12 protein-coding genes are annotated in these 17,853 nt (G+C 67.5%); 5 read left to right on the plus strand and 7 right to left on the minus strand.

From position 1 onward, the window contains the following. The first annotated feature begins 6 nt into the window (after positions 1 to 6). Together AC1DRE_RS15025 and AC1DRE_RS15030 are read left to right on the plus strand one after the other, a co-directional pair. Entirely contained in the window at positions 7 to 2,496 is a 2,490-nt protein-coding gene (locus tag AC1DRE_RS15025; protein ID WP_476985343.1) for a DNA gyrase/topoisomerase IV subunit A, read from the plus strand. 9 nt (positions 2,497 to 2,505) lie between these two features. After that, positions 2,506 to 3,024 carry a DinB family protein gene (locus AC1DRE_RS15030; protein ID WP_476985344.1) on the plus strand — a complete coding sequence of 173 codons (519 nt, stop codon included), beginning with the start codon at positions 2,506 to 2,508 and terminating at the stop codon, positions 3,022 to 3,024. A gap of 18 nt (positions 3,025 to 3,042) precedes the next feature. Here AC1DRE_RS15030 and AC1DRE_RS15035 read toward each other — a convergent pair whose 3' ends face one another. From AC1DRE_RS15035 to AC1DRE_RS15050, 4 genes are read right to left on the minus strand one after another with little or no spacing between them, the layout of a single operon-like run. After that, positions 3,043 to 4,089, minus strand: a complete 1,047-nt coding sequence (locus AC1DRE_RS15035) for a GNAT family N-acetyltransferase (RefSeq protein ID WP_476985345.1) — start codon at positions 4,087 to 4,089, stop codon at positions 3,043 to 3,045. Between the two features lie 9 nt (positions 4,090 to 4,098). Continuing rightward, entirely contained in the window at positions 4,099 to 7,719 is a 3,621-nt protein-coding gene (cydD, locus tag AC1DRE_RS15040) for a thiol reductant ABC exporter subunit CydD (RefSeq protein ID WP_476985346.1), read from the minus strand. A 6-nt stretch (positions 7,720 to 7,725) separates the two neighbouring features. Beyond that, positions 7,726 to 8,775 carry a cytochrome d ubiquinol oxidase subunit II gene (gene cydB / locus AC1DRE_RS15045; protein ID WP_476985347.1) on the minus strand — a complete coding sequence of 350 codons (1,050 nt, stop codon included), beginning with the start codon at positions 8,773 to 8,775 and terminating at the stop codon, positions 7,726 to 7,728. An 18-nt stretch (positions 8,776 to 8,793) separates the two neighbouring features. Continuing rightward, the gene (locus AC1DRE_RS15050) at positions 8,794 to 10,395 is read right to left on the minus strand and encodes a cytochrome ubiquinol oxidase subunit I (protein WP_214954913.1); all 1,602 of its coding nucleotides are present in this window, start codon (positions 10,393 to 10,395) and stop codon (positions 8,794 to 8,796) included. A gap of 275 nt (positions 10,396 to 10,670) precedes the next feature. Between AC1DRE_RS15050 and AC1DRE_RS15055 the strand changes: the two genes are divergently transcribed. Beyond that, positions 10,671 to 11,057 (plus strand): BlaI/MecI/CopY family transcriptional regulator, encoded by a 387-nt coding sequence (locus tag AC1DRE_RS15055; protein WP_476985348.1) that lies wholly within the window; start codon positions 10,671 to 10,673, stop codon positions 11,055 to 11,057. A gap of 6 nt (positions 11,058 to 11,063) precedes the next feature. Beyond that, complete coding sequence (locus AC1DRE_RS15060; RefSeq protein WP_476985349.1) at positions 11,064 to 12,080, plus strand: M56 family metallopeptidase; 1,017 nt, start codon at positions 11,064 to 11,066, stop codon at positions 12,078 to 12,080. A 99-nt stretch (positions 12,081 to 12,179) separates the two neighbouring features. On the opposite strand, the gene AC1DRE_RS15065 is transcribed toward AC1DRE_RS15060, so the two are convergent. After that, a complete protein-coding gene (locus AC1DRE_RS15065; RefSeq protein ID WP_476985350.1) occupies positions 12,180 to 14,288 on the minus strand; it encodes a DNA gyrase/topoisomerase IV subunit B in 2,109 nt (702 codons plus the stop codon). Positions 14,289 to 14,545: 257 nt separating this feature from the next. On the opposite strand from AC1DRE_RS15065, the gene AC1DRE_RS15070 reads away from it, so the two are divergent. Further along, on the plus strand, positions 14,546 to 14,767 hold the full coding sequence (locus AC1DRE_RS15070; RefSeq protein WP_104174969.1) for a DUF7455 domain-containing protein: 222 nt from the start codon (positions 14,546 to 14,548) through the stop codon (positions 14,765 to 14,767). Between the two features lie 174 nt (positions 14,768 to 14,941). On the opposite strand, the gene AC1DRE_RS15075 is transcribed toward AC1DRE_RS15070, so the two are convergent. Further along, positions 14,942 to 16,261 carry an RNA polymerase sigma factor gene (locus tag AC1DRE_RS15075; RefSeq protein ID WP_476985351.1) on the minus strand — a complete coding sequence of 440 codons (1,320 nt, stop codon included), beginning with the start codon at positions 16,259 to 16,261 and terminating at the stop codon, positions 14,942 to 14,944. Positions 16,262 to 16,568: 307 nt separating this feature from the next. Continuing rightward, entirely contained in the window at positions 16,569 to 17,852 is a 1,284-nt protein-coding gene (locus AC1DRE_RS15080; protein ID WP_476985352.1) for a DUF4192 family protein, read from the minus strand. Position 17,853: the final 1 nt, after the last annotated feature.

The following is a 17,853-nucleotide window of genomic DNA, read 5'->3' on the forward strand; positions in this document are numbered from 1 at the left end:
AGCCCCATGGCCCGCCGCCAAAGTTCCGCCCCGGCAGGGGACGCCGTCCAGGACTACACCGAAAATATCGTTGATATCGACGTCACATCGGAAATGGAAGGCTCGTTCCTCGAGTACGCATATTCGGTCATCTATTCGAGGGCCCTCCCGGACGCCCGCGACGGCCTGAAGCCGGTTCAGCGGCGCATCCTCTACATGATGAGCGAGATGGGCCTTCGCCCGGACCGCGGCCATGTCAAAAGCGCCCGTGTGGTGGGCGAGGTCATGGGCAAGCTGCACCCGCACGGCGATACCGCCATCTACGATGCCATGGTCCGGATGGCACAGGACTTTTCCCTGCGGCTGCCGCTGATCGACGGCCACGGCAACTTCGGCTCGCTCGACGACGGCCCGGCAGCACCGCGGTACACGGAGGCCCGCCTGGCGGCGGCTGCCCTGACGCTGACGGACCACCTCGACGAGGACGTGGTGGACTTCGTCCCCAACTACGACAACCAGCTCACCCAGCCGGACGTGCTCCCGGCCGCGTTCCCCAACCTGCTGGTCAACGGCGCCACCGGTATCGCCGTCGGCATGGCCACCAACATGGCCCCGCACAACCTGGTGGAGGTCATCTCCGCGGCCAGGCACCTGATCGCAAACCCGGAGGCCACCCTCGAGGACCTCATGCGGTTCGTCCCCGGCCCGGACCTGCCCACGGGCGGACGGATCGTGGGCCTGGACGGCATCCGCGACGCATACGCCACCGGCCGCGGCTCGTTCAAGACCCGCGCCAAGGTGGAAGTGGAGCAGCTGTCCGCCCGCCGCACGGGCCTGGTGGTCACCGAGCTTCCCTACATGGTGGGCCCGGAAAAGGTGATCGAGAAGATCAAGGACGCCGTCAACGGCAAGAAGCTGACGGGCATCAGCGACATTGTGGACCTCACGGACCGCAAGCACGGGCTCCGCCTGGTCATCGAGCTGAAGAACGGCTTCAACCCGAACGCCGTGCTCCAGCAGCTCTACCGATACTCGCCGATGGAAGATTCCTTCGGCATCAACAACGTGACGCTGGTGGACGGCCAGCCGCAGACGCTGGGGCTGGTGCAGCTGCTGTCCGTCTACGTCGGCCACCGCATCAGTGTGGTGCGGCGCCGGACCGCGTTCCGGCTGGCGAAGAAGAAGGACCGCCTCCACCTGGTGGAGGGCCTGCTGATCGCCATCGTGGACATCGACGAGGTCATCCAGATCATCCGGTCCTCGGACGAGGTGGCCGCCGCCCGGGAACGCCTGATGTCCATCTACGACCTCACCGAAATCCAGGCGAACTACATCCTGGAACTCCGGCTGCGGCAGCTGACCAAGTACTCCCGGATCGAGCTCGAAAAAGAGCAGGACCAGCTGAAGCGCGAGATCGCGGAGCTGGAGGCCATCCTGGGTTCGGACCAGCGCCTGCGCGAACTTGTCTCCGATGAGCTCGCCGAAATCGCCGAAAAGTACGGCACACCCCGCCGCACGGTCCTGCTCGAGTCCGAGGCGGTGTCCCCCACCGTGGCCGCTGCACCCGGCGGCAAGGGCAAGGCGGCCCCGCTCGCGCTGGAGATCGCCGACGACCCGTGCTGGGCCATCCTGACCGCCAGCGGACAGATCGCCCGGACCTCCAACCAGGAGCCCCTCGCCGAATCCGGACCGCGGTCAAAGCACGATGTCTTCCGGTCCGTGGTGAAAACCTCCGCCCGCGGCGAAATCGCTGCCGTCACGTCCCTCGGCCGGATGCTGCGTCTCCAGGTCATGGACATGCCCGTGCTGCCGCCGATGTCCGGGCTGCCGAACCTGGCCGGCGGCGTGCCCGCCAAGGACTTCATCACGCTCCTGAAGGGCGAAACGCTCGTGGCCTTCGCGCCGCTGGACACGGTCCTGGCAGTCGGCACGGCGCAGGGCATCGTCAAACGCGTGCAGCCCGATTACCCCCTCAACCGCGAAGACTGGGAAGTCATCGCCCTCAAGGACAAGGACACCGTGGTGGGTGTTGAACCTGCCGGGGACGACGACGTCGACCTGGTGTTCCTCACCCGGCAGGCCCAGCTGCTGCGCTTCAGCGCCGGCACCGTCCGGCCGCAGGGCCGCACTGCCGGCGGCATGGCAGGCATCAAGCTCGCCGCCGGGGACCAGGTCCTGTTCTTCGGAACGGTCGCGCCGGGCGACGACGCCGCCGTCGTCGTGACGGTTTCCGGAACCGACGGCGCCCTGCCGGGCACCGCACCCGGCGCCGGAAAAGTAACAGCGTTCGCCGAGTACCCGGCCAAGGGCCGGGCGACGGCGGGCGTCCGGGCGCACCGGTTCCTGAAGGGCGAAGACACCCTCCTCATCGCCTGGGCTGGCCACGGCCCTGCCAAGGCGTCTTCGCTGGCTGGGGTGGCGCGGTCGCTTCCGCAGGAGCATGGCCGCAGGGACGGTTCCGGCATCCCGCTGTCACAGGCCGTGGACGCCATTGGGCCCAGCCTGACCTGGGCTTAGACTACGGGCATGCCTATCATCCCCGACGAAAAGGACTGGACCTGGGTGCTGACCCGGCCCTGCCCCGAATGCGGCTTCGACGCGTCAACCGTCACTCCGGCCACGGTTCCCGGGAGCGTGTCCAACATGCTTTCCCGCTGGCGGGCGGCCCTCCGCCGGGCGGATGTGGCGGAACGGCCGGACGACGCCACCTGGTCCGTGCTGGAGTACGCATCGCACGTCCGGGACGTCTTCAGCCTCTTCGACCACAGGCTCGACCTCATGCTCAGCCAGGACAACGCCCGGTTCGAGGACTGGGACCAGGACAAGACAGCGGTGGAGAAGGACTACGCCAACGCCGACCCCGCCGTGGTCAGTGCCGAACTGACGGCCGAGGGCGAACAGATCGCGGAGTCCTTCGCCGGCGTGCACCAGGACGAGTGGGGCCGGACGGGCCTCCGGAGCAACGGGTCGGAGTTCACGGTCATGACCCTCGCGCAGTACTTCCTGCACGACGTCGTCCACCACCTGCACGACGTCGACGCCTGAGTTGACCGGAAGGCCCGGTCAGGTGCGCGGCAGTTCCTTGTCCCAGGCCAGGCTTCTGTTGACGGCGGCGTAGCCCATCTTTTCGTAGAGCGCGAGCGCGCCGGTGGGGTTCTCGGAATCAACATCCAGGGACGCCCGGTCCATGCCGGCAGCTGCGAAGCGCCGCATGGCGTCGGCGAGCAGTGCCTGCGCGATGCCGCGGCCGCGGTACTCGCGGCGCACTCCCAGCAGGTCCGTGTAGCCCTCGCTGTAGCCCCGGGACACCGCGCTGTCCGGATCGTGACTGGCCAGCTGGTAGCCCGCCACGGTTCCGGTGCTGCGGTCAAGGACCACGGCGCTCAGGTCCGGCCTCGCCTGCGGATCATTGACGGTGAATCCCCACGACTCCTCATCCCGGGGCTCGCTTCCCCAATGGTCACGGAAGGCGGCGTTGTGGGCCAGCCGGACGTCCTCGCTGAGCTCCGGGCGCATGGTCACCAGGTCCAGCCCGTCGGCAAGCCGCACCTCGGGGAGGGGTACACCGCCCAGGTGACGGTGCATCTCGTTGAAATAGCGAACCACGCGAAACCCGGCTTGGCGGAGCAGCCGCTGCTGGTGCTTGTGCTGCTGCTCCATGTGGATGCGCAGCCTCGGCACGGGGCCCTCCGCGCCGGGCCCGCTCCCGGCAGGCCGGGTGTCTTCCCCGAAACGCTGGGTGCTCCGCTCGCTGAGCCACCCGAGCAGCGCCAGGCCGATCCCCCGGCGCTGCCAGGCGGGGTCGACGCAGCCGAAGCCGTAGGCCTTGTCGCCCTCCTTGTTCTTGGTGATGCGGGCGTACGCGCGGGGAACGGACTGCCCGTCCAGCACCAGGAGGGTGTTGGCGGCGGGATGGTTCTTCTTCGACTGCAGGATCTGTTCAAGGTCCGCGATGCGCTCAAACCACACCGGCTTTTCCACCTCGGCCGTCCGTGCGATCAGGGCAGCCCACGCCTCAAGGTCAGGCTCCGCCGCGGGTCGCCAGTCCAGGCCCAGGCCAGCCAGGGATTTCTGCCAGGATACGGACGCCGGGGCGTCATCGGTGAGCATGCCAACAGGCTAGCTGCCGGCTCCGCCCCGCGCCAGAACCGGGCCCGTGACCGCGGCGGGTGCGCCGTCGATTTCCCTGGAAGCGGGAGCAGTGCCCGTACCGGGGCCGCCCGCACCGTCCACTGTAGTCAGCCCTGCGTGAGACCCTGCGTCCAGGTCCAGCCGGCGGTCCGCCGCATCGATGTCGTCCGGGTTGTGCGTCACCAGCACGACAGTCCGTCCGGTGAGCCCCCTGCGGAGGTCGGCCAGCATTGCCCTGCCCGCTCCGGCGTCAAGGTGCGCGGTGGGCTCGTCCAGCAGGATCACGTCCGCGCCGGTCATGAGCGTCCTCGCCACCGCCAGCCGTTGCCGCTCCCCGCCGCTCAGGAACGCGCCGGCGGGTCCGATCCGTGTGTCCGCGCCGTCAGCCAGCCGGCGCAGCAGCGGTTCCAGTCCGACGGCGGCCAGGGCGTCCGCCATGTCCTGTTCCGCGTCGCCGGCCTTGCCCTCGGGCCGGCCGAGCATGAGGTTACCGCGGATGGTGGAATCAAAAAGGTGCGCCTCCTGGGGGCACCACGCCGCCCGCCCGCTGACGGCGAGCCGGCCGGAGCGCGGCGGCAGGAACCCGAGCATCACGGCCAGCAGGGTGGATTTCCCCGACCCTGAAGCTCCTGTCACGGCCAGCCAGCGGCCTGGTTCCGCCGTCGCGGAGACCCCCGTGAAGACGTCCGGCCCGGCGGGCCAGGCCGCGGACAACGCCTCGAGCTCGATCCCGGCCCGCGCATCCGGACGTTGCGCCACGGGCTCCAGTCCCCCGGAGTCCACGGCGCCGGAGGGCATGGCATCGGAATCGGTCGTGCCGGTGTCAGGGCCCCGGACCCCGGCGGCGTCCAGCACGCCGGCTTCGCTGACCCGGTCCAGGACCAGGCGGAGCGCAGGGTACTGTCGGACCGCCGTGGTCATGGCGGCATACGGTTCCACGAGCGCCAGCTGCAGGAGAACCACGACGGCGGCCGTGGCCGCGTCCACGGAGCCGGCCAGCACCTGGGGGCCGGCCAGCATAGCGCTGGCGAGGGCGGCAGCACCGCAGGCCAGGACGGTGACGGCCTGGCCCAGCCCTTCGGCCCAGGCTGACCGGCGGGAGGCGGCCGTTGCCGCTTTGTCTGCGTCTCCGATGGCGGACAGCACAGGCGCCGCGACACCGTTGGCGTGCAATTCGGCCCGGGCATCCAGGGCCGCGGCGACGTCACGCAGTACCCCTGAGCGGAGCCGTTGTTCGGCCTGGGCGGACATCCTGTCCGCCAGCAGTGCGGCCGCCGGCGCGGCCGCCAGTGCAACCAGCGCCGCGGCGATGACGGCAGGCAGCGCTGCGGGCAGCAGCAGGCCGGTGGCAGCCACCGCTGCCGCGCCCACAGCCACGGCGGTTACCGGGGGCAGCACCACCCGGGGCAGCAGGTCCCGGACCGTGTCGACGTCGTCAATCACCGTTCCCAGGACGTCACCGCCCTGCAGGAGCCGGCGCAGCGACAGCGCCCGCCGGCTCAGCGAATCCCACAACCGCCCCCGCAGCCGGGTCAGCGAGGCGAAGACGGCATCATGCAGCAGGAGCCGCTCGGTGTAGCGCAGGACGGCCCTGCCGATGCCGAAGAACCGCACGCCCACGATTGCGGTGAGCAAGTAGAGAATGGGCGGCTGCCCGGCGGCCCGGATGATCAGCCAGCCGGACAGTCCGGCCAGCGCAACCGCGAACAGCGCGGCCAGCACACCCACCACGCCGGCGAGGCCGAATTTCCGGGACTGCGGCCGCAGCAGCCGGAAGATCCGGGCCGGGGTGTTGCCGCCGGTCGGCGCCGGTACAGTGCTGCCCTGCACCGGGGCGGAACCGGCCGCGCGGGCGGGAGCGGCACCGGGTGTTCGGGCGGTCCGGTCCGCTGCCACGGGATGTTCCGCGGCCGCACCGACGACCGGAACCGCTACGGTCGCGCCGGGGGCCACCGCCACGATATGGTCCGCGAGCTCCCGGGTGAGCCGGTCGTGGGCCACCAGCAGGACGGTGGCCCGGCCGCGCAGCGTGCGGATGGCGCTGTTGACCAGATTGGCGGAGCTGCGGTCCAGGTGTGCGGTGGGCTCGTCCAGCAGGAGCAGCGTGGCACCGGCTTCAATCCGGGCAAGGCCCCGCGCTAGGGCGACCCTGCGGAGCTCCCCCGGGCTCAGCTCTGCGGGATGCTTGGCGGCCAGGTGCCCGGCTCCGGCCGCCTCGAGGCAGCGCATCGCGGTATTGCCGGCAACAGTGTCGGTACCGCCCGTGTCAGTGGCACCGGTATGCCCGGCAATCCCTGCTTTGGCATTCCCGGCAACGTCCAGGTAGAGCCGCACTTCGGCCAGGACGCTGGTCTCCACCATGACCGGATGCTGCGGCACCCAGGCGACGTCCGAGGGCGCGAACCCGTCAACGCGGCCGCTGACGGCCGTACCGCCGCCTGTGCCCACGATGCCGGCCAGGACGCCGAGTATGGTGCTCTTGCCGGCACCGCTGGCGCCGTCCAGGGCGGTGATCTGCCCGGCGGGCGCGTCGAAGCTCAGCGGCCCGACGGCGGGGTCCAGGCGTCCGCCGTACGAAACCGTCAGCTCACGGACAGTGACCGCCGGAAGGTCCGCGCCGCCGTCGGACGCCCTTTTCCCGGCCTCCAGGCTGTCCTGGGGCCGCAGCGGGACAGCTTCCGGCGCGTCCATCACGGCGGTGACCTCGGCAAGGGCGGCGCGTCCGTCGTCGCTGGCGTGATGGGCGGTACCCAGCTCACGCAGCGGCAGGTAGCAGTCCGGGGCAAGGATCAGGGCGAGCAGCCCGGCTTCGAGGGCCATGTCGCCATGCACCAGGCGCACGCCGATGAAGACCGCCACCACGGCCACCGAGATCGTCGCGATGAGTTCCAGGGCGAGGGCGGAGAGGAAGGCCGTCCGGAGCGTGTCCATGGTCCGGGACCGGTACTGCTCGGAAATGTCCTCGAGCGCCTTGCGCTGGGCGGTGGCACGGCCAAGACCCACCAGCACAGGAAGCCCCTTGGCCAGTTCCAGCATGTGGCCCGAGAGCCGGGCCAGGGCGGACTGCGCCGCCCGGACCCGGTCTTCGGTGTAGCGGCCGATCAGGACCATAAAGACCGGCACCAGCGGCACCGTCAGGACAATCACCACCGCGCTGACCCAGTCGGCGAACAGTATGCGCGCCCCCAGCAGGAGCGGGATCGCGGCACAGTTCACGAGGGCGGGCAGGAACTGCGTGTAGTAGCTGTCCAAGGCGTCCAGGCCCCTCGTGGCCAGGATGGCGAGGCCGCCGTCGGACGGACCCGCCGCACGCGTGCCGTTCCGCAGGGCGCGTTCCAGCAGTGCCGCGCGCAGTTCCTCCTTGACCCCGAGCGCCGCGCGGCGTGACGCGACCCCCTGGGCCCACACGGTCAGGGACCGCAGCACCACGCCGGCGAGTCCCCAGCCCAGCTGGTCTGCCCAGGCCGGGCTCTCGGAGACCAGTCCGGCCAGGACGGATGCCACCGCCTGTGCCATGAGGACCAGCGACAGCGCCTTGAGTGCAGCGAGCAGGCCTAGCCAATAGAGCGCGGACCGGTTTGCGGGGCCGGCGGGGAACTGCGGTCTCATGTGGTCCTAGTCCTTGGGGGCCAGCGCCCTGGCGGCGATGGCAGGCAGGAAGCTGTGGGCTTCCGGAATGTGCGCTGCGCTGACGCGACGGCGGAACACCCAGTACGTCCAGGCCTGGTAGGCCAGGACGAGCGGAAGTCCGACGCAGGCCACGATGCTCATGAGCCCCAGGGTGTAGTCGGAGGATGAGGCATTGGAAATCGTCAGGTTGAAATCCGCGCTGATGGTGGAGGGAAGAACCACCGGGAAGGCCGCACCGAAAATCGAGGCGCTGCCGAGGAGCAGGAACGCCCCGAGGGACAGGAACGCCCGCCCCTCCAGGCCGTTCCGGCCGAAATGCCAGGCGAAGGCCGCGGCCACCACGGCCGCGGCCACTGCGGCGATGGTCCAGGCCTCGCCGCTGAGAAGCTGGACGCTGATGGCCCAGCCGGCGATGGGCAGCAGCAGCACCGGCAGGAGCCGGACGAACCAGCGGCGGGCGCGGTGCCGGATATCGCCGTCGGTTTTCAGTGCCAGGAACGCCAGCGCATGCAGCAGGGAGAAGCACACCACGGCAAGGCCGCCCAGGACCGCGTAGCCGCTGAACCAGGCGAACGGCCCGCCCTCGCGGTCACCGTTGGAGTTGAGCGGAAGCCCGGTGGTGGTCAGGGCTAGCGCTGCGCCGACGCCGAAAGCGGCCACCAGGGAACCGGCCGCGATGGCCCAGTCCCACACGGCCCGCCAGCGGTCCGTGTCCACCTTGCCGCGGTATTCAAAGGCCACGGCACGGAAAATGAGCGCCACCAGGACCAGCAGCAGGGGAAGGTACAGGGCGGAGAACAGGGAGGCGTACCAGAGCGGGAAGGCGGCGAACGTTGCCCCGCCTGCGGTCAGCAGCCAGACCTCGTTGCCGTCCCAGACGGGTCCGATGGTATTGAGCAGGACGCGGCGTTCGGTGTTGTTCCGGGCGAAGAGCTTCATCAGCATGCCGACGCCGAGGTCGAATCCTTCGAGAAAGAGGTATCCCGTCCACAGCACCGCGATGGCGATGAACCAGATGGTGGGCAGCAGTTCCATTGTCGAATTCCTCTGCTCTTAGTAGGCGAATGCCAGGACGTCGTCGGAGTCACCGGGTTTGCCGGTGCCCCCGGGGCCCGGTGTGGCGTCTTCGTTTTCGTCCGCCGGGGCGTGTGCCAGTTCCGGCATGGCGGAAACGACGCCGCCGCGGATGTACTTCACCAGCAGCTTCACCTCCACCACCAGGAGCACGGCGTAGACGGCCGTCAGCACCACCAGGGACGTGAGGAGTTCCCCCGCCGAGACACCGGGCGAGACGGCGGCAGCCGTGAACATGAACACCTGGTCGATGCCGCTCGGATCGGGGTTCGGCGCCACGACGAACGGCTGGCGGCCCATTTCGGTAAAGATCCAGCCGGCAGCGTTGGCTCCGAACGGGGCCAGGATGCCGACGACGGCGAGCCGCATCAGTCCGCGGGACGCCGGCACGGTGCCCTTGCGGGTCGCCCAGAGCGCCACGAGGGCCGCCAGGGCCGCCAGGCCGCCGAACCCGATCATCATCCGGAAACCCCAGTAGGTCACTTCCATAACGGGAACATACTCGATTTCCTGGCCGGCACGGTCTCCGTATATGGGGTTGTCCGGGAGGTGGGTGCCGTAGTCGGCCTTGTACTGGTCCAGCAGGCTGTTGACGCCCTTCACCTCGGTGGTGAAGTCACCCTTGGCGAGGAAGGACAGGATTCCTGGCACTTCGATGACCGCCACGATGTCGTCGCAGTTCTTCGAACCGACGTTGCCAACGCTGAGGACAGAGAAGCCCGTGCCGTCGTGGCAGGCTGCTTCCGCCGCGGCCATCTTCATGGGCTGCTGTTCAAACATCAGTTTGCCCTGCAGGTCGCCGGTGAGCGCGGTTCCGGCAAAGGAAATCATGGCGACGACGGCGCCGATCCGCAGCGAGGTGATCCAGACTTTGTAGTCAGCCTTGTCCCGCCCGGGGATGTCCGCTTCGCCGGGAATGACCTTGCCGTCGGATCCCACGGTGTCGATGCCGTCATGGCGGCGGCGCCACAGGTGGTACCAGGCAATGCCCAACAGAAAGCCGCCGGCTACTGCCAGGGCGCCGAAGAGGGTGTGCGGCACTGCCACCAGGGCGGTGTTGTTGGTGAAGACGGCCCAGGCATCTGTCATGACCGGCCGCCCGTTGACCATTTCCACACCGACGGGATGCTGCATCCAGCTGTTGGCCACGATGATGAAGTACGCGGAGAACACTGAGCCGATCACGGCAATCCAGAGGCAGGCCAGGTGAACGCCCCTCCTGAGCTGTTTCCAGCCGAAGATCCACAGGCCCAGGAACGTGGACTCGACGAAGAAGGCCAGGAGCGCCTCGAGTGCCAGCGGCGCCCCGAACACGTCGCCGACGAAGCGGCTGTACTCGCTCCAGGCCATGCCGAACTGGAACTCCTGCACGATGCCGGTGGCAACGCCCATGATGAAGTTGATCAGGAACAGCTTTCCCCAGAACTTGGTCATGCGCAGGTATTCCGGCTTGCCGGTGCGGTACCAGACAGTTTGGATGACTGCCACCACGAGGCCCAGCCCGATGGTCAGCGGCACCATCATGAAGTGGTAGACAGTGGTGATTCCGAATTGCCAGCGTGCGATTTCCAAAGCGTCCAAGGCAGTCCCTACTTTTGGCTAGGCTCTCAACAGTCCCAAGTCTTCTACGCAACGTAGAACATCAACTTCTACAGAGTGTAGAACACTTTCGGCGTGCAGTGTAACCAACAGTTCCATTGGCCGGAGCCACTGGCAAGGGCACGACGCGCCGCCTGTTCTACCTCATGTAGAAAGAAAGTCCAAAAGGAGGTAAATTTAGAACTTAAGTATTCGATCTACGCTCCGCGACGGCCGTTCCGGCCCCGCGGATCGGACCTTTAAGAAGGATGTACGGCATGGCAAGTCTTGGTGAACTGGAACGGGCAGTGATGGACTTGCTCTGGGCAGGCCAGGAAGCGGCCACCGCCAACACGCTCAGGGACCTCCTGGCGCTGAGCACGCAGGCCCAGGGCGGCACGGCCGGCCACGAGGGCAAGGACCTCGCGGTGACCACCGTCCTGACCGTGCTGTCACGCCTGGAGAAGAAGGGGCTTGTGGAGCGCGAACGCGGCACCCGCCCCCACCGGTACCAGGCAGTGTCCAGCCGGGCGGACCACACGGCCGAACTCATGCATGAAGTGCTGGGCTCCGCGCCGGACCGCGAAGCTGTGCTCGCCCGCTTTATTGGCTCCGTCACCGAAAGTGAAGCCGAAACGCTGCGCAAACTGCTTGGCCACAGCTAACAGCGCATGTTCTGGACCTCATATTTTCTGGCGGTCCTGGCGATAGTCCTGGCGTGGCCGGTGCCTATCCTCCTTTCGCGCGCCCAATGGCCGGCGCGGTCCCCCTTTACGGCCATGGTGCTGTGGCAGGCAATCGCCCTGGCCGGCGGCCTGTCCATGATCGGTGCCATGCTGGCCTATGGCCTCGAACCGATCGGCGACAACCTGCTGGCCGGGCTGCGCGGACTGGCCGGCATGGTCCTGTTCAACGCACCCACCACAGCGCTGGGTTTCTGGCACCTTTTCGCGTTGTCGGCCGCGGCGCTACTGACAGCGCATCTCGTCTTTACCCTGCTGCTGACCTACTATCGGATCGAACGGCAGCGCCGGCGACACCGGGAACTCCTGGCCCTCCTGGCGTCACCGTCCATTGACGGGCCGGGCACGGTGGTCATCAACCATGATTCCCCCGTGGCCTATTGCCTGCCCGGCGGTGCACGGTCTGTAACGGTTCTGAGCGACGGCCTGATGGCCGCCCTGGAACCGGCGGAACTGCGGGCGGTGCTCATCCACGAAAACGCCCACCTGAGCCAGCGCCACCACCTCCTGTTGTGGGCTTTTGCGGCATGGCGGCAGGCCCTCCCCTGGCTTCCGACCACGCGCCTGGCCCAGGAAGCGGTCAACTCACTCATCGAGATGCTGGCTGACGACGTCGCCCTCAAGACCGAAAGCAAGGCCACGCTGATCAAGGCCATTGCCATTGTTGCCAGCGGACCGTCCGGGTCGGCAGGCAACCGCGCGGTGCTCGACGGCGCGCTTCCGCTGGTGCCAGACGGAATTGTCACCGACGGAATCGCCGACGGCGGCATCTCGGGCGCGTCCGGCGGCGCGGGTTCGGCCCGGACCACTGCCTCGAGGGTCAGCCGGCTCCTATCCCCCAAGGAGCCCCTGCCGGCCTCGCTGAGGGCCATGGTTTTGGCTGGCTGCCTGCTGCTGCTGGCCGTCCCCACAGCGCTGCTGATTGTCCCGGGGCTCCTCGGCTAGCAGGGCGGGTAGCCGGCGCGCGGCTGCACCGGGCGCCGGGCGCCGCCAAACCCGGGGCCCGGGCGGCGACCGGTTCGGGCGCCGCCCGGGGTGCCCGGCTCAGGCGTCGATCCGCTCCCGGTCCAGGCCCGCCGCGCCGGCGATGATGAAGTCCTTGCGCGGTGCGACGTCGGAACCCATCAGCAGGTCGAAGGTTTCCTCGGCGTGCTTGGCGTTTTCGATGCCCACTTTGCGCAGCGTCCGGTGGCGCGGGTCCATGGTGGTCTCCGCGAGCTGCTCGGCGTCCATTTCACCGAGGCCCTTGTAGCGCTGGATGGGCTCCTTGTAGCGCTTGCCCTCCTTGGCCAGCCGGGCCAGGAGGACGTGCAGTTCGGCTTCGGAGTAGGTGTAGATCATTTCGTTGGCCTTCTGCCCGGCGTTGATGACTTCCACGCGGTGCAGCGGAGGGACGGCGGCGAACACGCGGCCCTCATCGATCATGGGGCGCATGTAGCGGAAGAAGAGCGTGAGCAGCAGCGTGCGGATGTGCGCGCCGTCGACGTCGGCATCCGTCATGAGGATCACCTTGCCGTAGCGTGCCGCCGAAATGTCGAAGCTGCGGCCGGACCCGGCGCCCACCACCTGGATGAGTGCCGCGCATTCGGCGTTGGAGAGCATGTCCCCCACCGAGGCCTTCTGGACGTTGAGGATCTTGCCGCGGATCGGCAGCAGTGCCTGGAAGTCCGAGGAGCGCGCGAGCTTGGCTGTGCCCAGCGCGGAATCGCCCTCCACGATGAACAGTTCCGAGCGGGCCACGTCATCGGTGCGGCAATCCGCGAGCTTGGTGGGCATGGAGGACGTTTCCAGCGCGTTCTTCCGCCGCTGCGTCTCCTTGTGCACCCTCGCCGATATGCGGGACTTCATCTCGCTGACGATTTTTTCCAGCAGCAGTGCTGACTGGGCCTTGTCATTGCGGTTGGCGGAGCTCAGCTTGGCGTTGATCTCCTTTTCCACCACGCGGGCCACGATGGCCCGGACCGCGGACGTGCCGAGGATCTCCTTGGTCTGTCCTTCGAACTGCGGCTCAGCCAGGCGCACCGTCAGCACCGCTGTCAGCCCCGCGAAGATGTCGTCTTTTTCGATTTTGTCGTTGCCGGCCTTGAGCTTGCGGGCATTGGTTTCCACGGCCTTGCGGAAGGTTTTGACCAGGGCCTGCTCAAAGCCTGACTGGTGGGTTCCGCCCTTGGGGGTGGAGATGATGTTGACGAAGCTGCGCACCGTGCTGTCGTATCCGATGCCCCAGCGCAGGGCGACGTCCACCTCGCAGTCACGCTCCACTTCAGCCAGCTGGCTGTGTCCCCGCTCGTCCAGCACCGGAACGGTTTCCTTGAACTTGCCCGAGCCGTGCAGCCGCCATGTGTCCGTGACTGCGGGGTCCGCCGCCAGGTAGTCCACGAACTCAGAGATCCCGCCGTCGTGGTGGAAGATTTCTTCGTGGCCGCCGAGTTCGCCGGGCGTACCGGGAAGCTTGCGCTCATCGCGGACGGTGAGTTTCAGGCCGGGCACGAGGAACGAGGTCTGCCGGGCCCGTGAAGCCAGTTCGTCGTAGGAGAATTTGGCGTCCGGGGTGAAGATCTGACGGTCCGCCCAGTAGCGGATCCGGGTGCCGGTGACGCCGCGCTTGGCCTTGCCCACGATGTCAAGGACGGAGTCCTCGACGAACGGTTGGAACGTCGCGGCCGGATCGGGCTTGGTTCCCGGATCCTTGAACCTTCCCGGCTCGCCGCGCCGGAAGGACATCTTGTACGTCTTCCCGCCGCGGTCCACTTCCACGTCCAGCCGGGAGGACAGCGCGTTGACCACTGAAGCGCCGACACCATGCAGGCCGCCGGACGCCGTGTAGGAGCCGCCGCCGAATTTTCCGCCGGCATGCAGCTTGGTGAAAACGACCTCGACGCCGGTCAGTCCGGTCTTGGGCTCGACATCCACGGGGATGCCGCGGCCGTCGTCGTGAATCTCCACGGAGTTGTCGGCGTGCAGGATGATCTTGATGTCGTGGCCATAACCGGCTAAAGCCTCGTCGACGGAGTTGTCAATGATCTCCCAGAGGCAGTGCATCAGGCCGCGGGAGTCGGTGGAACCGATGTACATGCCCGGGCGCTTGCGGACGGCTTCGAGGCCTTCCAGTACAGACAGGTGCCGGGCGGTGTACTCAGAACTTGGTGCCACGGGTTGTGAACTCCTTCAGTGACGGAACAGCTAAGGCTTTTGACGCTCTTCCTAGGTTAGTCGGCCTTGCCCCGGCGGCCCGCCTGCCACACCTGCCGACGGGTGCGGACGGGCCCATGCGTTACCTTTTCGTAACCGGATTTGCAGGCCTTGATCAATTCTTGCGGATACGCGTACAGCGAACTTGCCCCATCCTTGCGATGGAATTGCTACGAATACTGGTTACATAGAGGTACAGATCTACTAAGGAGGCCGACATGACAACAGCAGTGGCAGACCGCACACTCAATGCACTGGACCGGTGCGATCGTTGCGGAGCTCAGGCATATGTCCGGGTTGTACTCGAGTCCTCCGGCGGTGAGCTGCTCTTCTGTGGCCACCACGCCCGTGCGATCGAGGCAACGCTCAAGCCGTTGAGCTCTGACTGGCACGATGAGACGGGCCGGCTTCACGAGAAGCCGACGGTTTCGGTGGACTAGGCAACTCGCTGACCCTAACAGGGCTCCTCCGCTTCGGAGGGGCCCTGTTTCTTTGCCCTTTTCGGTTACCCTGGGCTCAACATATGGGACGCTCCACACATGGGAAAGGCCCCGCCGCCGGCGGGGCCTTTCCCATGTGTCGATCCGGACCGGCCGGTTAAGGCCGGGCCTTCTTTAGTCCAGGTAGTCGCGCAGGACCTGGGACCGGGACGGGTGCCGCAGCTTGGACATCGTCTTCGATTCGATCTGGCGGATCCGCTCGCGCGTCACTCCGTAGACCTTGCCGATTTCGTCTAAAGTCTTCGGCTGTCCGTCGGTGAGGCCGAACCGCATGGCGACAACGCCGGCTTCGCGTTCGGACAGGGTGTCCAGCACCGAGTGCAGCTGCTCCTGCAGCAAGGTGAAGCTGACAGCGTCGGCGGGAACGACGGCCTCGGAGTCCTCGATGAGGTCACCGAACTCGGAATCGCCGTCCTCACCCAAGGGGGTGTGCAGCGAGATGGGCTCGCGGCCGTACTTCTGGACTTCAACAACCTTCTCAGGGGTCATGTCCAGTTCGAGGGCCAGCTCCTCAGGCGTAGGTTCGCGCCCAAGGTCCTGCAGCATCTGGCGCTGGACACGTGCCAGCTTGTTGATGACTTCCACCATGTGCACCGGGATGCGGATGGTGCGGGCCTGGTCAGCCATGGCGCGGGTGATGGCCTGGCGGATCCACCAGGTGGCGTAGGTGGAGAACTTGAAGCCCTTGGTGTAGTCGAACTTCTCGACCGCACGGATGAGGCCCAGGTTGCCTTCCTGGATCAGGTCAAGGAACAGCATGCCGCGACCGGTGTAGCGCTTGGCCAGCGAAACGACCAGACGGAGGTTGGCCTCCAACAGGTGGTTCTTGGCACGCTTGCCGTCGTGGATGACGAATTCGAGCTCGCGCTTGAGCTTCGGATCCATGGAGCCGTCGTCCGCCGCGATTTTCTCCTCGGCGAACAGGCCCGCCTCAATGCGGAGGGCAAGGTCCACTTCCTGCTCTGCGTTCAGCAGGGCAACCTTGCCGATCTGCTTCAGGTAGTCCTTGACGGGGTCGGCCGTGGCGCCGGCGGACATGACCTGCTGCACCGGGGCATCGTCGTCATCGGCGTCGGAGTATACGAAGCCTGAGCCCGTGGCTGCGGCGCCGGTCTTGCTGGCGGCCTCTTCCTCGGTCAGCTCGGACGGATCCGGAGTTACGTCGTCGAGATCCTCATCCAGCTCGTCCTCTGAATCGTCGTCGTCCGACGTGCGGGACTTGCCGGCAGCTTCGGCTGCGGCCTTGGCACCGGGCTTGGGTCCGCGCTTCTTGGGCTCGGGCTTTGCCGGCGTGCTGCCGTCGGCGGAAGCATCTTTGACAGCCTTATTGGCTGCACGCGTGGCGGCACGCTTGGCGCTCGTCGCCGCCTTCTTCTCCTCAGGGGACAATTCGGCCTGGTCGGCGGGTTCCTTCTTCGCGGAAGACGGGGTCACAGAAAACCTTTCTAGCGGCGGTCTGTGGAATCACCATACGGGCAACACCACTATGACCCTGTCAAGTCCGTGATTCACATCAGGTGCGATCGCGGCCAGCAGAACCATTAAGTAGAACTGCCGGAGCGGCCGTAATGTTCCCGTTTCCGGGCACCACTACATGCACTTGATTCACGGACCCAACCGGGTCTCGGCATCCATTGTCTCACGGTTTTCCCAATCGCTGCCTCAGGGCGGTGCGCCGGCCGGAATGTTTCGGCCGGAGGGCCCGCATCCCGCCCGGCCTCGCGCCGGAGTCCGGCGGTCCCTAGGCCGCGTCCGGTTCGAACTTCTGCCAGGCCGCGTCACGGCGCCCGGCCCAGCCGCACAGCGTCCCTCGGCTGACCAGTTCCGAGAGGAGCTCTGCCAGCCGGTAACCGGGATGCGCAGCGGCGGCCTGGTCCAACAGCGCGTGCGCGAACGAGCCCCTGCCGCGGCACCACTCGATCCAGCCCCGTCCCGTCAGCGATGCCGCGCCGCCCTCTCCCCCGCCGGCCGCACCGATCTGCAGCAACACACCTTCCAGGGCCCTCATCCGGTCCCAGCGTGGCGACCGCGGCGCCAGCCCCAGCAGCACATCCCCGTACGCCGGAACAGGGCAGGCATCATCCTCCGCCGGACCGGCCGACGGCAGCCGCTCCAGCGGCGGTCCCGCCGGCAGCTTCCGCTCAGGCGGTTCAAACGGTGGTGGGACTACGTGCTCGCCGGCGTCGGGATCGAACATCCCGAAGTCCTCGGCTCCCTGCTCCGCCGCCTGACGGCCTGCCGCACTCATCACCAGCACCGCGTCCCGCCAATGGGGGATGCACAGGGAAGCCCGCAGATACCCGGCCAGCTCGGCCGGGAGGCCTGTTCCCGCATCCGCCGCCAGCACGCGCTCCCAGGCGTCCAGAATGGTCCCGAATTGGGAGTGGCTCCCCCGGCGCGCAGCAAACTCCCCGGCCCAACGTTGCTCGGCGTCCAGCACGGACGGGTCGGCGGCTACGTCCGCGGGCAGGACTCTTCCTGCAACTGCAGGATCCTCGCCCACACTGCTGCCACGGAACACCATCTCGGCGTTGAGCCGGCTGTCCCTGATCTCATCCACGGAACGGCCCGGAAACGGACAGCAGGACGGATCAAGGCAATACGCGTTCCGCCAGAAGGCCTCGCCGACGTACCAGGCGTCACGGACCGGCCGGCCGGAGGACTCCAGGTCGGCCTCGAGCGCGGCCAGCAGGCTACCCAGAGTCCCCTGCACCGGCGCGCCGGCGGGGACACCCCGGGAATCAGGACCCGTACGGCCAACCCATCCCTCGTCGCTGAAGAGCACCAGGAGGGTGCCGTCGGCGTCATGGTCCGCTTCCAGGTAGTCCCTGACCGTGCGCGAAAACCGCCGCAGCCCGGAATCGGAGTCGAAGCCTGGCAGGTCGACGCGGAGGGTGGCCCCCAGCCGTTTGCCCTGCATGGTCATGGCCACCAGGCTATTGGCCGGCCAGTAGCCAAGGGAGTGCGGAATGAAGCCCAGGATGTCCTCGGGGCCGGTGATGGTCAGTCGTTCTGGAGGTGTCATG

This window comes from Arthrobacter sp. P4_H3 (assembly GCF_056400885.1).

Excerpts from the sequence above, each read along its gene's own strand:
- AC1DRE_RS15025 (WP_476985343.1), top strand. The coding sequence starts at position 7 with ATGGCCCGCCGCCAAAGTTCCGCCCCGGCAGGGGACGCCGTCCAGGAC.
- AC1DRE_RS15030 (WP_476985344.1), top strand. The coding sequence starts at position 2,506 with ATGCCTATCATCCCCGACGAAAAGGACTGGACCTGGGTGCTGACCCGG.
- AC1DRE_RS15035 (WP_476985345.1), bottom strand. The coding sequence starts at position 4,089 with ATGCTCACCGATGACGCCCCGGCGTCCGTATCCTGGCAGAAATCCCTG.
- cydD (WP_476985346.1), bottom strand. The coding sequence starts at position 7,719 with ATGAGACCGCAGTTCCCCGCCGGCCCCGCAAACCGGTCCGCGCTCTAT.
- cydB (WP_476985347.1), bottom strand. The coding sequence starts at position 8,775 with ATGGAACTGCTGCCCACCATCTGGTTCATCGCCATCGCGGTGCTGTGG.
- AC1DRE_RS15055 (WP_476985348.1), top strand. The coding sequence starts at position 10,671 with ATGGCAAGTCTTGGTGAACTGGAACGGGCAGTGATGGACTTGCTCTGG.
- AC1DRE_RS15060 (WP_476985349.1), top strand. The coding sequence starts at position 11,064 with ATGTTCTGGACCTCATATTTTCTGGCGGTCCTGGCGATAGTCCTGGCG.
- AC1DRE_RS15070 (WP_104174969.1), top strand. The coding sequence starts at position 14,546 with ATGACAACAGCAGTGGCAGACCGCACACTCAATGCACTGGACCGGTGC.
- AC1DRE_RS15080 (WP_476985352.1), bottom strand. The coding sequence starts at position 17,852 with ATGACACCTCCAGAACGACTGACCATCACCGGCCCCGAGGACATCCTG.